The sequence below is a fragment of the Acidovorax sp. GW821-FHT10E03 genome (genome assembly GCF_059415205.1).
The window spans coordinates 551,907-564,162 of sequence record NZ_JBWKMU010000002.1 but is presented as its reverse complement, the minus strand read 5'-3'; the positions used below and the strand labels follow the sequence as shown (position 1 = coordinate 564,162).

Annotated in this window: 13 protein-coding genes; 6 read left to right on the top strand and 7 right to left on the bottom strand. The window is 70.0% G+C overall.

Features of this window, described 5'->3' with window-relative positions; all coding sequences use genetic code 11:
* The first annotated feature begins 178 nt into the window (after positions 1 to 178).
* Positions 179 to 388: a tautomerase family protein gene (locus tag AC07OD_RS05730; protein ID WP_218295774.1), complete on the top strand. Its 210-nt coding sequence runs from the start codon at positions 179 to 181 to the stop codon at positions 386 to 388.
* Between the two features lie 16 nt (positions 389 to 404).
* Here AC07OD_RS05730 and recJ read toward each other — a convergent pair whose 3' ends face one another.
* Together recJ and AC07OD_RS05720 are read right to left on the bottom strand one after the other, a co-directional pair.
* Positions 405 to 2,207 carry a single-stranded-DNA-specific exonuclease RecJ gene (recJ, locus tag AC07OD_RS05725; RefSeq protein ID WP_369643116.1) on the bottom strand — a complete coding sequence of 601 codons (1,803 nt, stop codon included), beginning with the start codon at positions 2,205 to 2,207 and terminating at the stop codon, positions 405 to 407.
* On the bottom strand, positions 2,204 to 3,160 hold the full coding sequence (locus AC07OD_RS05720) for a phosphoglycerate mutase (RefSeq protein ID WP_369643115.1): 957 nt from the start codon (positions 3,158 to 3,160) through the stop codon (positions 2,204 to 2,206). Before AC07OD_RS05720 ends, recJ begins: the two co-directional genes overlap by 4 nt.
* A gap of 80 nt (positions 3,161 to 3,240) precedes the next feature.
* Here AC07OD_RS05720 and AC07OD_RS05715 point away from each other — a divergent pair, with 80 nt between their 5' ends.
* Positions 3,241 to 4,494, top strand: coding sequence for a lipoprotein-releasing ABC transporter permease subunit (locus AC07OD_RS05715; protein WP_492808893.1), 1,254 nt, complete (start codon positions 3,241 to 3,243; stop codon positions 4,492 to 4,494).
* An 82-nt stretch (positions 4,495 to 4,576) separates the two neighbouring features.
* Complete coding sequence (gene lolD, locus AC07OD_RS05710) at positions 4,577 to 5,242, top strand: lipoprotein-releasing ABC transporter ATP-binding protein LolD (protein WP_494595600.1); 666 nt, start codon at positions 4,577 to 4,579, stop codon at positions 5,240 to 5,242.
* 82 nt (positions 5,243 to 5,324) lie between these two features.
* Here the strand turns inward: lolD and AC07OD_RS05705 are convergent, their stop codons facing one another.
* The 5 genes from AC07OD_RS05705 to AC07OD_RS05685 all read right to left on the bottom strand — a co-directional run bounded on the left by AC07OD_RS05705 (position 5,325) and on the right by AC07OD_RS05685 (position 9,841).
* Positions 5,325 to 5,573, bottom strand: a complete 249-nt coding sequence (locus tag AC07OD_RS05705) for a PA2433 domain-containing protein (RefSeq protein WP_218295770.1) — start codon at positions 5,571 to 5,573, stop codon at positions 5,325 to 5,327.
* A 115-nt stretch (positions 5,574 to 5,688) separates the two neighbouring features.
* Positions 5,689 to 6,735, bottom strand: coding sequence for a VWA domain-containing protein (locus AC07OD_RS05700; RefSeq protein ID WP_218295769.1), 1,047 nt, complete (start codon positions 6,733 to 6,735; stop codon positions 5,689 to 5,691).
* A 26-nt stretch (positions 6,736 to 6,761) separates the two neighbouring features.
* Complete coding sequence (locus tag AC07OD_RS05695; RefSeq protein WP_494595565.1) at positions 6,762 to 7,799, bottom strand: DUF58 domain-containing protein; 1,038 nt, start codon at positions 7,797 to 7,799, stop codon at positions 6,762 to 6,764.
* The gene (locus AC07OD_RS05690) at positions 7,780 to 8,775 is read right to left on the bottom strand and encodes an AAA family ATPase (protein WP_218295767.1); all 996 of its coding nucleotides are present in this window, start codon (positions 8,773 to 8,775) and stop codon (positions 7,780 to 7,782) included. Before AC07OD_RS05690 ends, AC07OD_RS05695 begins: the two co-directional genes overlap by 20 nt.
* A 121-nt stretch (positions 8,776 to 8,896) precedes the next feature.
* Positions 8,897 to 9,841, bottom strand: a complete 945-nt coding sequence (locus AC07OD_RS05685; RefSeq protein WP_492253722.1) for a S1C family serine protease — start codon at positions 9,839 to 9,841, stop codon at positions 8,897 to 8,899.
* Between the two features lie 104 nt (positions 9,842 to 9,945).
* Between AC07OD_RS05685 and AC07OD_RS05680 the strand changes: the two genes are divergently transcribed.
* The 3 genes from AC07OD_RS05680 to AC07OD_RS05670 all read left to right on the top strand — a co-directional run bounded on the left by AC07OD_RS05680 (position 9,946) and on the right by AC07OD_RS05670 (position 12,236).
* A complete protein-coding gene (locus tag AC07OD_RS05680; RefSeq protein WP_494595562.1) occupies positions 9,946 to 10,791 on the top strand; it encodes a TatD family hydrolase in 846 nt (281 codons plus the stop codon).
* A gap of 95 nt (positions 10,792 to 10,886) precedes the next feature.
* The gene (locus AC07OD_RS05675) at positions 10,887 to 11,459 is read left to right on the top strand and encodes a DNA-deoxyinosine glycosylase (protein WP_494595560.1); all 573 of its coding nucleotides are present in this window, start codon (positions 10,887 to 10,889) and stop codon (positions 11,457 to 11,459) included.
* A gap of 9 nt (positions 11,460 to 11,468) precedes the next feature.
* Entirely contained in the window at positions 11,469 to 12,236 is a 768-nt protein-coding gene (locus AC07OD_RS05670; protein ID WP_494595558.1) for a class I SAM-dependent methyltransferase, read from the top strand.
* The last annotated feature ends 20 nt before the right edge of the window (positions 12,237 to 12,256 follow it).

Genomic DNA, 12,256 nt, shown 5'->3' with positions numbered 1-12,256 from the left:
CACTGGGTTGGGCTGGTTGCTACTAAATAGATAGCTTCCAGCGCTTGCCAGCCGTGCGCGGGCGGCCCATTTCATCGCGCCGTCTACCGCCTTCTCCATCAAGGCGGCCCCGCTGCCTTGGTTCCTGTGGCGCCTTGTGCGCCGTTCGTTTCCGCGCACCCCCGAAAAGGACTTGCCCATGCCCCTCGTCAACATCCGCCTCGCCCGGCGCGACCTGCCCACCACGGCCGCGCAGAAGGCGGCGCTCATCGCCGGCGTCACCCAGCTGATGCAGCAGGTGCTGGACAAGCGGCCCGAGACCGTGACGGTCATCATTGACGAAGTGGACCCCGAAAACTGGGGCCAGGGCGGGGAGCCGGTGACGGTGATCCGCCAGCGCCGCCAGTGACCCGTGCGCGCAGTCCTCAGAGCTGCGCGCCCTCGACCAGGAACTGCACCTTGCGCTCGCCCTTCCACTCGTTCACATCGAGGCGGAAGGCCAGCAGCACGCGCGCGGGCAGTTGCTCGGTGTGGCCGAACCAGATGGCATCCACCGGGTTGCCCTGGTGCATGAGCTTGATCGACAGGTGGTTCTTGGACTCGCCCACCAGTCGCTGGCTCACGATCTGCACTTCTTCGCTGAACGTGGGGGGCGCAAAGCCCTGGCCCCAGACCTCGTGGTGCAGGGTGTCCACCATGTCGGCGCGGCAGTATTCGGGGGCCAGGGGGCCGTCGGTCTCGATGCGGCGGGTGAGGGTGGAGGCATCGAGCCACTCCTGCGCCACCTGGGCCAGGGCGCGCTCAAACACATCGAACGCTTCTTCGGCCACGGTGCAGCCCGCCGCCATGGCATGGCCGCCGAACTTCAGCAGCACGCCCGGGTGGCGCTTGGCCACCAGGTCGAGCGCATCGCGCAGGTGAAAGCCGGGGATGGAGCGGCCCGAGCCCTTGAGCTCGTGCTCCTTGCCCGGCGCGCTGCTGGCCGCGAACACGAAGGTGGGACGGTGCAGCTTGTCCTTGATGCGGCTGGCCACGATGCCCACCACGCCTTCGTGGAAGTCGGGGTCGAACACGCTGATGGCCGGGGGCGGCTCCTCGTCTTCCTGGAACAGGCTCTCGGCCATCAGCATGGCCTGGTCGCGCATCCCGCCCTCGATCTCGCGGCGCTCGCGGTTGATGCCGTCGAGCAGGCCCGCCAGCTCGGCGGCGCGGCCCGCGTCGTCGGTCAGCAGGCATTCGATGCCCAGCGTCATGTCGGCCAGGCGACCCGCGGCATTGATGCGCGGGCCCAGCGCAAAGCCAAAGTCGAACGTGGTGGCCACCGGGGCCTTGCGGCCTGCGGCATGGAACAGCGCGGCGATGCCTGTGGGCATCTGGCCCGCGCGGATGCGCTTCAGGCCCTGGGCGACCAGGCGGCGGTTGTTGGCGTCGAGCTTCACCACATCGGCCACGGTGCCCAGCGCCACGAGTGTGAGCAGCGGGTCGAGCTTGGGTTGCAAGGGCTGGTGCGCCCCCACGCTCCCCACTACGTGTGGTTCGCTGCCCCCCAGGGGGGCGCTCGCGCCTTGGGGCGGCCCGGCGGCGCTCGGCGCATCAAAGATTCCGCGCGCCCGCAGCTCGGCCCGCAGCGCCAGCAGCACGTAGAACATCACGCCCACACCGGCCATGGACTTGCTCTCGAACGTGCAGCCGGGCTGGTTGGGGTTGACGATGGCGTCGGCCGCCGGCAGTTCGGGCCCGGGAAGGTGGTGGTCGGTCACGAGCACCTGCAGGCCCAGCGCCTTGGCCTCGGCCACGCCGTCCACGCTGGCGATGCCGTTGTCCACGGTGATGAGCACGTCGGCGCCGCGCTCGGCCACGCGCCGGGCGATGGGGGGCGTGAGGCCGTAGCCGTCGGTCACGCGGTCGGGCACGAGGTAGTCCACGTGCTGCGCGCCCAGCAACCGCAGGCCGCGCACGCCCACGGCGCAGGCGGTGGCGCCGTCGCAGTCGTAGTCGGCCACGATGACAAGGCGCTTGTTTTGCGCCATGGCGTCGGCCAGCAGGCGGGCGGCGGTGTCAATGCCTTTCAAACCCGAGGGAGGGAGCAGGCGGCCCAGGCCGTCGTCCAGCTCGTCCTTGGCACGCACGCCGCGCGCGGCATACAGGCGGGCCAGCAGCGGGTGCACGCCGGCTTGCTCCAGCGCCCAGGCGGCGCGGGGGGGGATGTCTCTTGCTACTATTTTCATAGCTTCTCGCGCAGTTCTGCAAAGCGCTGGGGCCTGAAAAGGCTTTGAAAACGCTGGGCCAGCGTGCGGGGCGCGCTGTGGAAGGCCAGCGCATTGCGCTCCCCACACAGTGTCAGTTGCACCGGCACGCCGTCTTCGGCCTTGCGCAGAAGGCCGGCCACGGGGCCTGCGTCCAGCGCGGTCCAGGCGGCGGCCCAGGCGCGCCAGTCTTCATTCAGCGCCGCGCCGCGCAGGGTGGTGGGTACCGTCGGCGCAGTGGCGGCGGTGGGGGCGGGCACAGGCAGGGGGCCGGTGCCATGCACCCAGAACGAGTTGATCACCGGCAGCCCGCGCGCCGTGCGCTCGTCGTTGAAGGCGTGGGTGTAGAGCAGCATCTGCATCTCGCTGTGCAGGCGGTGCAGCGTGCGGGCCTCGCGCGCATCCGGCATCCAGGCGCGCACGTCGCGCAGCAGCACGCGTTCCAGCGAGGCGGTGGCAAGCAGGGCAAACAGCGGGCTGCGGGCCAGCCAGCGCGTGGGCTGGTCGTAGTGCAGGGTGATGCCGTCTTCGGCGAACCAGGGGGACACGATGGCCAGCAGCGCGCGCGATGCGGCCTCGTCCAGTCCCAGGAGTTCAGGGTCGCGCAGCGTGACGTGGTCGGTGCTGACCTGCCACTGGCAGGGCGTGACAAAGGCCCAGGCCGCTCCATCGGCGGGCTGGCCCTGCTGGTGGCGGTGCCACGCGGCCCAGGGGATGCGGCCGTCCTGCGCAGGCAGGCCCAGGGCGCGCGCCAGGGCGCGTTCGTGGGGGGCGGAGAAGGTTGTTTCCTCGCCGCTGTCACTCTGGGCGGGATGGGGGCTGAGCCGGGCCAGAAGCCGGTCCAGGTGGGGCAGGGCCAGGCGCTGCAGGGCTTGCTGGCATCCCGGGGAGGCGCTGGCGGCGTAGGGAATGAGCAAATGGGTGGTGTCCGACATGGGCCTATTGTCCGGGATGCCACAATCTGGCCGGCCTGTGGCGTGCATTCCGCACCCTGCAGTGCCTTCTTTCCTTATTCATGCAAATCCCCTACGAACTGGCCCTGGGCTGGCGCTACACGCGCGCGGGCCGCGCCACGCGGCGCAATGGCTTCATCTCGTTCATCTCGGGCGTGTCCATGCTGGGCATCGCGCTTGGGGTGGCGGCGCTCATCATCGTGCTGTCGGTGATGAACGGCTTTCAGAAGGAAGTGCGCGACCGCATGCTCAGCGTGGTCTCGCACATCGAGATTTTTGCGCCCCAGGGCGCGGCGCTGCCCGACCCGGCGCGCACGCTGGCCGAGGCCAGGCAGAACCCCAACGTGGTGGGCGCTGCGCCGTTCGTGGCGGCGCAGGCGCTGCTGGCGCGCGGCGAGGATATGAAGGGCGCGCTGGTGCGCGGCATCGACCCGGCGCTGGAAGGCGCGGTGACGGACCTGGCCGCCACCAACGAAAAAACGCTCAATCTGCTGGTGCCCGGCGAATTCCGCGTGGTGCTGGGCGGCGAGCTGGCCCGCGCTTTGGGCGTGCGCGCCGGCGATGTGGTCACCCTGATCGCCCCCGCGGGCCAGGTGACCCCGGCGGGCGTGGTGCCACGCCTCAAGCAGATGACGGTGGCGGGCACGTTTGATTCCGGCCACTACGAATACGACTCGGCGCTGGTGCTGCTGCACCATGAGGACGCCCAGCGCATCTTCCGCCTGGAAGGCCCCACGGGCGTGCGCCTGAAGCTCAAGGACCTGCACCAGGCGCGCGACGTGGCCCAGCAGCTGGCGGGGTCCTTAAGCGGCCAGCTGCTCATCCGCGACTGGACGCAGCAGAACCGCACCTGGTTCGCGGCCGTGCAGCTTGAAAAGCGCATGATGTTCATCATCCTCACGCTCATCGTGGCGGTGGCGGCGTTCAATCTGGTGTCCACCCTGGTGATGACGGTGACCGACAAGCGCGCCGACATCGCCATCCTGCGCACGCTGGGCGCCAGCCCGAAAAGCATCATGGGCATCTTCGTGGTGCAGGGCGCCATGGTGGGCGTGATCGGCACGGCCGTGGGCCTGCTGCTGGGGCTCTCCATCGCCTTCAACATCGACGTGATCGTGCCGGCCATCGAGAGGGCGCTGAACGCGAGTTTCCTGCCCAAGGACATTTACCTGATCAGCAAGATGCCCAGCGAGCCGCAGAGCAGCGACATCCTGCCCATCGGCATCATCTCGCTCGTGCTGGCCTTCGTGGCCACGCTCTACCCCAGCTGGCGTGCCAGCCGTGTGAATCCTGCCGAGGCCCTGCGCTATGAGTAATACGACCCCCACGCTCGGCACCGGCGTGTCCCCGCGGCCCTTCGAGGCGGCGCCCGCCGCCCACGCGGGCTTGAATGGCCCGATGGTTCTGGAGGCGCACGGCCTGACCAAGCGCTTCACCGAAGGGCGCCTGGACGTGACCGTGCTGCAGGGCGTGGACCTGCGGGTCCACGCGGGCGAGACGCTGGCCATCGTCGGCGCCTCGGGCTCGGGCAAGAGCACCTTGCTGCACCTGCTGGGCGGGCTGGATGCGCCCACCTCGGGCACCGTGCGCCTGAAGGGGGAGGCCATGTCGTCCCTCTCCGCCGAACGGCAGGGCCAGCTGCGCAACCAGCACCTGGGCTTCATCTATCAGTTCCACCACCTGCTGCCCGAGTTCAGCGCGCTGGACAATGTGGCCATGCCGCTGCGCATCCGCCGCATGCCGTACGAGCAGTGCCAGCACGAGGCCGCGAAGGTGCTGGCCGCCGTCGGGCTGAAGGAGCGCCTGCACCACCGTCCGGCCGAGCTGTCGGGGGGGGAGCGCCAGCGCGTGGCCATCGCCCGGGCGCTGGTCACCCGTCCGGCCTGCGTGCTGGCCGACGAGCCCACGGGCAATCTCGACCGCACCACGGCCGACGGCGTGTTTGAACTGATGATGCAGCTGGCGCGGGACCAGGGCACGGCGTTCGTGATGGTCACGCACGACGAATCCCTGGCCGTGCGCTGCAGCCGCGTGGTGAGGCTGGTGCTCGGCCACCTGACCTGATATCTGGCCCGGGCCCGGCGTTCTTCGCCTCGCCAGCCGGTGGCCGGCGGCCTGCGCGGGGTGCGAGGATGGCGGGGCGGGTCTAGATGCCGAGGATCTTCTTGGCTTGCGCCAGGGATTTCATCGAGTCGTCATGTTTGCCGGCCTTGTGCTGGGCCTCGCCCTCCGCGCGCAGCTGTTTGACCTTGGCGGCGTTGTCAGCCGTCAGCGCCGGATGGGTCGCCAGCTTGGCGTCGATGGCCTTCATCTCGTTGGGGCAGTTGTGGGCCAGCGCGGAGCCGGCGGCCATGGCGAGCAGCGCCACGGCTGCGATCTGGATCAGGAAGCGCATGAAATGTCTCCTCAGGTTCGAGCCATGATCCCCGGCACGGCGGCCATGGGCCGCTATCCGTGCATGCCCGCGGGCGTGGCTGCCTGCCTGCGGGCTCGCGCGTGGCGCCGGGGGCCTACATCACCCTCCCGTACCACCAGACCGAGAGTGCTGCTGCCAGCAGGGCCAGCACGGCGCCCGCCAGTGCCAGCAGGGCAGAGATCTCGGTTTCCTTCTTCTCCACCGTCAATCGCGAACTGAGCGTTTCGTAGACCTTCTTGAGGTCGGCCGCCGTGGCCGCGTGGAAGTACTCGGCGTTCGTGCGCGTGGCCACGGCCTTCAGGGTTTCTTCGTCGAGCCGCACGCGCATCGACCACCCTTCGAACCCTATCGTCTCGCCCTGCACGGTGCCCACGCCCACGGTGTACACGCGCACGCCGCGGTCCGCCGCCCACTTGGCGGCTTCAAGCGGGTCCACGCCCGTGGTGCGCTGCCCGTCGGTCAGCATGATGATGGCCGCCGAGGTGTAGGAGCCCGGCGCCACCGGGGTGAAGGGCTTGGCGGGGTCCTGCTTGTTGCCGATCTCGTCGATGGGCTTGGGACGCATCGCCTGGCGGCCCCCCAGCGCCGCGATGTCGATACCCGCATCCGGAAAAATGGTGGCCAGCGACAGCATGATGCCGTTGCCCGTGGCCGTGCCGCGCTGCAGCTGGAAGCTGTCGATGGCCTTGACCAGGTCTTCACGGCTTTGCGTGGGCAGCTGGGCCAGCTGCGCGCTGCCCGCGAACGCCACGATGCCCACGCGCACGTGGCGCGGCAGCTCGGCGATGAAGGCCTTGGCGGCATTCTGGGCGGCGGTGATCCGGTCGGGCTCCACGTCGGCGGCGCGCATGCTGCCCGACACGTCCATGGCCAGCATGATGGTCTGGTCCTGCGAGGGCAGGGTGATCACGGCCAGCGGGCGCGCGGCCGCCAGCAGCAGGGCGATCAGCGCCAGCAGGAAGAGGGCGGGCGGGATGTGGCGCCGCAGGCGCTGGCCGGGGCCCATGGCCTCGCGCACCAGCGACAGGCTGGAGTAGCTGAGCGCCGTCTTCTTGCGCCGGTGCAGCAGCCACCAGTACAGCAGCACCAGCAAGGGCGCGACCAGCAGCAGCCAGAGCAGGGTGGGCCAGAGAAAAACCATGGTGCGGTCCTTGGTGGCGTGGTGGTTCAGGCGGCGGTGGGCAGGGCCGCTTCCGAGGGCGCGGGGGCGGAGGGGGCGCGCGGCGCCCGCACGCGGCGCTGGCGCAGGTCCATGAAGCGCAGCAGTGCATCGACCAGGTCGTCGTCGGTGCACAGTTCCAGCGTGTCGGCGCCGGCGCGGGCCAGGCCCTCGCGCAGCGCGGCCTCGCGCTCGGCGGCCAGGCGGGCGAAGCGGCGGCGAAAGGCCGCGTCGTGCGTGTCCACCTGCAGCTGCTCGCCGCTTTCGGCGTCGCGCAGCGTGATGAGGCCGACGTCCGGCAGCGCGAGCTCCAGCGGGTCCAGCAGGCGCACGGCCACCACGTCGTGCCGCTGCGCCAGCTGGGCCAGGGGTTTCTCCCAGCCGGGCGCGCTGATGAAGTCCGACACCACGAACACGGTGGCGCGGCGGCGCAGGTTGGCAAGCCCCGCCTGCAGCAGCCGGTGCAGTTCGGTGGCGGCGCCGACGCCCTTCGCGCGTGTGGGCGTGGCCGCCTTTTCAGGGGCCAGCAGGCGGTGCACCAGGTGCAGCACATGGGCGCGGCTGCTGCGCGGCGGCAGCACGGCGTCCACCGCGCGTTCGGCCTGGCCGCTGGCGCCGCCGTACAGCATGGCGCCCACGCGGTTGCCGTGGCGGGTGAGCAGGCGCGAGAGCACGGCCACGAAACCCGTGAGGATGTCTCGCTTGGTATGGCCTTCGGGGCCGAAGCTGATGGAGGGGCTCAGATCCAGCAGGAACCAGGCGGTCATTTCGCGGTCTTCGGTGAACACGCGCACGTGCGGCGTGTTCAGCCGCGCGGTCACGTTCCAGTCGATGTGGCGCACGTCGTCGTGCGGCTGGTATTCGCGCAGGTCGGCCAGGTCCAGCCCGGTGCCGCGCATCAGGGTGCGGTAGTCACCCTGCAGCAGGCCGTCGAGCCGGCGGATGACCTTCCACTCCAGCTCGCGCAGCAGGCGGTCGGCCTGCCCCGGCAGGGTGGGCAGGACGTGGACCGTGGCGCCGGGGGGGTCAGGCGGCTTTTTGCTCATGGTGCAGCGGGCGCGCGGGCGCCGGTATCTTGGCCATGATGCGCTGGATGAGCGCGTCGGCGTCCAGGCCTTCGGAGAGCGCCTCGTACGACAGGGCGACGCGGTGGCGCAGCACGTCGGCCGCCAGGGCGGTCATGTCCTCGGGCAGCACGTAGTTGCGCCCGCGCAGCATGGCCAGGGCCTGGGCGCCCTCGGCCAGGGCAATGGTGGCGCGCGGGCTTGCGCCGCAGCTGATGTAGCCGGCCAGGTCCTTGAGGCCATGCCGCGCGGGCTCGCGGGTGGCGGCCACCAGCTTCACGGCATATTGCAGCATCGACGGGTCTACATACACCGTGCGGCATTCGGCCTGCAGCGCCGCCAGCTGCGCGGTGGTGGCCACGGGCAGCACCTGCACGGGCAGGTCCAGCGCGCGCTGGGCGATCACGAACTCTTCTTCCTCGGTGGGGTAGCCCAGCAGCACCTTCATCATGAAGCGGTCCACCTGGGCCTCGGGCAGCGCGTAGGTGCCCTCGGTCTCGATGGGGTTCTGCGTGGCCATCACCAGGAAGGGCTCGGGCACCTTGTGGGTCTCGCCCGCGATCGTGACCTGGCGTTCCTGCATCACCTCCAGCAGCGCGCTCTGCACCTTGGCGGGCGCGCGGTTGATCTCGTCGGCCAGCAGCAGATGGGTGAACACGGGGCCCAGCGCGGTGCTGAATTCGCCGGTCTTCTGGTTGTACATGCGTGTGCCCACCAGGTCGGCGGGCACCAGGTCGGGCGTGAACTGGATGCGCTTGAAGCTGCCCTGGATGGTGCTGGCCAGCGTCTTCACGGTGAGCGTCTTGGCCAGTCCCGGCACGCCTTCGACCAGCAGGTGGCCCTGGGCGAGCATGGCCACCATCACGCGTTCGAGAAAGCGGTCCTGGCCCACCACCACGCGCTTGACTTCGTAGAGCACCTGTTCCATCAGGGTGGCGGTGTTCGTTGTGGCTTCCATGGCTTTCCTTCCTTGTCAGGGTTCAACGATGCTGCGAGCCGTACGCGGCCTACGCCACAGGGTGCGTTCCCCTCCCGAAGGAGAGGGGGAAGGCGCGAAGCGACTCAGGGGGTATTGCATGCTAGAACGGCGGCATGCCCACGGCCGAGGCCGCGTTCTCGATGGGCACCGCGAAGCCGATGCCGATGAAGGTGCGCGCCGGGGTGGGGTTGAGGATGGCGGTGACGATGCCCACGACCTCGCCGTCGAGCGTGACCAGCGGCCCGCCGGAGTTGCCCGGGTTGGCTGCGGCGTCGAACTGGATCAGGTTGCTGAGCTGGCGCTTGCCCTCGGGCGAGGTGAATTCGCGTTTGAGGCCCGACACCACGCCGGCCGAGGCGGAGGGGCCGATGCCGAAGGGAAACCCCACGGCCACCACATGGTCGCCGGGGCGCAGGTCCTGGGTGGAGCGCAGCGGGGCGGCGAACAGGTCGTCGGGCACCTTGTGGGCCTGCAACACGGCCAGATCGTTTTCGGGCTGTGCGCCGGTGATGCTGGCCGTGGTCTCCAGGCCGTCATGGAAGGTGATGGCGATGCGGTCGGAGCCCGCCACCACGTGCAGGTTGGTCAGGATGATGCCCTTGTCGACGATGACCACGCCGGTGCCCACGCCACGCTCGACTTCCTCCTTGCCATTCTTGCCGCGGCCGTAGCCCACGACACGCACCACCGAGGGCGAAATCGCTTCCGCCGCGCGCGCAGCGGCGGAGGGCGGGGTGGTGGTCTCCAGCGTGCGCAGCACGGCGGCATCGATGTCTTCCTGGGTGATCCTGCGGGGGGCGGGGCCCTGGTGCAGCCACAGGCTGGCGATGAGCAGGGCGCCAAGCAGCGCGATCATGGTCCACAGGCCGCGCACGTGGCGCCGGGACAGCATCGTGCCGCCCGTGGTGGCGGCAGGCGCAGGAGACGGAGGCGCAAGGGGGGCGGCTCCATCGGCATCGGCCGTGGGTGCGGGGAGCGTGGCCGCCGCTTGCGCCGGGGGGCGGCGGGCAGGGCGGGAGCTGCTGTAGAGGGCGGGCCGGGGCATCCTAGTCACCTTTTCTACTGCGCCGGGGAAAAGCGCATGGTTTTCACGTTAGCACGTATCGCGGCCGGATGCACATCCAAGGTTTCGTCAGGCATCATGGCCGGATGACCGCCTGGATCGATACGCACTGCCACCTGGATGCCCCGGAGTTCGACCCCGACCGCGACGCGGTCCGCCAGGAGGCGCGTGCACGCGGCGTCGCGCATTGCGTGATCCCGGCCGTCGAGCGCGGCAACTGGGGCACCGTGCGGGAACTGGCGCACCGGCATGGGGACAGCTATGCGCTTGGCATCCACCCCCTGTGCACGGGGCGCGCCGACGACGGGGACCTGGATCTCCTGGCGCAGGAGCTGGAGCAGCACCACGCGGACCCGCGCCTTGCCGCCATCGGCGAGATCGGTCTGGACTATTTCGTGGGCGGCCTGGACCCCGTCCGGCAGGAGCGGTTCTACCGCGCGCAGCTCCAGCTGGCGCGCCGGTTCGATCTGCCCGTGATCCTGCATGTGCGGCGTTCCGCCGACAGGCTGCTCAAGGGCTTGCGGGAGCTGCCCGTGCAGGGCGGCATCGCCCATGCCTTCAACGGCAGCCTGCAGCAGGCGCAGGCCTTCATCGGGCTGGGGTTCAAGCTGGGTTTCGGCGGCGCGATGACCTACGACCGGGCGCTGCAGCTGCGCCGCCTGGCGGCCGAGCTGCCCGGGGATGCACTGGTGCTGGAGACCGATGCGCCCGACATCCCGCCCCACTGGCTGTACACCACGGCGGCGCAGCGCGCCGAAGGCCGGCCCCAGGGCCGCAACGCGCCGGCAGAGCTGCCGCGCATCGCCCAGGCGCTGGCGCAGCTGCGGGGCCAGTCCGCGCGGATGCTCGCGCGGGCCACCACCGCGAATGCCAGCGCGGCGCTGCCCCGGATCGCGGCGCTGGTGCCGCTGGAAGCTCCAAATGAGGAGTAATTTTGGAGGTTTCGGCTGTGTGGTGCACGGTTTGCAGCTATCTTTTTTTGTGAACGCGCACAGGGGCTGGCGCGGTTTCAGTCCAGAATCGACGCATGCCTGACGTCCATGCACCTGGTTCCATGCCCGTGCCCGCCACCACCCGGTGGCAGGGGCTGCCGCCCGTCGCTGGCGAAGGGACGGTGGTGCTGATCCTGGGCAGCTTTCCGGGCGCGGCCTCGCTGCGGGCGCGCCAGTACTATGCCCATCCGCAGAACCATTTCTGGAAGATTCTGCAGGCCCTCTGGCCAGGGCACCCCCTGCCGCCCGCAGGGAGCGGCGATCCCTACGCGCAGCGCTGCGAATGGCTGCTGGCGCGGGGGCTGGGGCTGTGGGATGTCTATGAAAGCTGCGAGCGGGAAGGCAGCCTGGACACCAGCATCCGCAACGCGAAGGTCAACGACTTTGCGCGCCTGCACGGGCGCTGCCCCCGGCTGGCGGCCGTGGCCCACAACGGTGCCGAAAGCTACCGGCATGCCCCGGCGGTGCTGCGAAGCCTGGGGCCGATGCGCCTGCCGCCGGTCGATGCCGTGCGCCTGCCCTCCACCAGCCCGGCCAACGCCTCCTGGAGCTTTGAACGTAAATTGGCCGCCTGGGCGGAGCTGATGGCCGCCCACGGACTGCTTTGACTGCCTGGAATGACCCGAAAAAAGAACACCACCCCCCGCGAACTGCCCGAAGTCAGCGTCTCCGACGATGGCGAGGTGCGGCACCTGCACCTGGGCACGCCCTGGATCCAGGGCTCCATGCGCGTGGCCGAGCCCTTCGAGCTGGAGCTGGAATACGTGCAGCGCATGATGGCCTGGCTGCTGTTCGCCGAGCCCTCCCAGGTGTCCAAGGGGCATGCCATGCAGCTGGGGCTGGGGGCGGGCGCCATCACCAAGTTCTGCCACAAGAAGCTGCGCATCTGCACCACGGCCATCGAGCTCAACCCCCAGGTGCTGGCGGTGTGCCGGCAGTGGTTCAAGCTGCCGCCCGACGGGCCCAAGCTGCGCGTGGTGCTGGCCGATGCCGCGCAGGAGATCAGGAACCCCATGTGGCTGGGCACGGTGGATGCGCTGGCCGTGGACCTGTATGACCACGAGGCGGCCGCGCCCGTGCTCGACAGCCCGGATTTCTACGCGGACTGCCGCGCGCTGCTGACCGATACCGGCAGCATGACCGTCAACCTGTTTGGCCGGGCCTCGAGCTACGGCCGCAGCCTGCAGAGCATGGCGACCGCTTTCGGCGAAGAGGCGCTCTGGTCGTTCAAGCCCACGCGCGAGGGCAACACCGTGGTGCTCGCGCAGCGCACGCCCACCCGCCCCAAGCGCACCGAACTGGCCGCGCGGGCCGAGGCCATCCAGGCCCGCTGGGATCTGCCCACCGCCAAGTGGCTGCGGGCCTTCAAGCCGGTGGTGGCCTGACCACCGCCGGCCCATGGCTT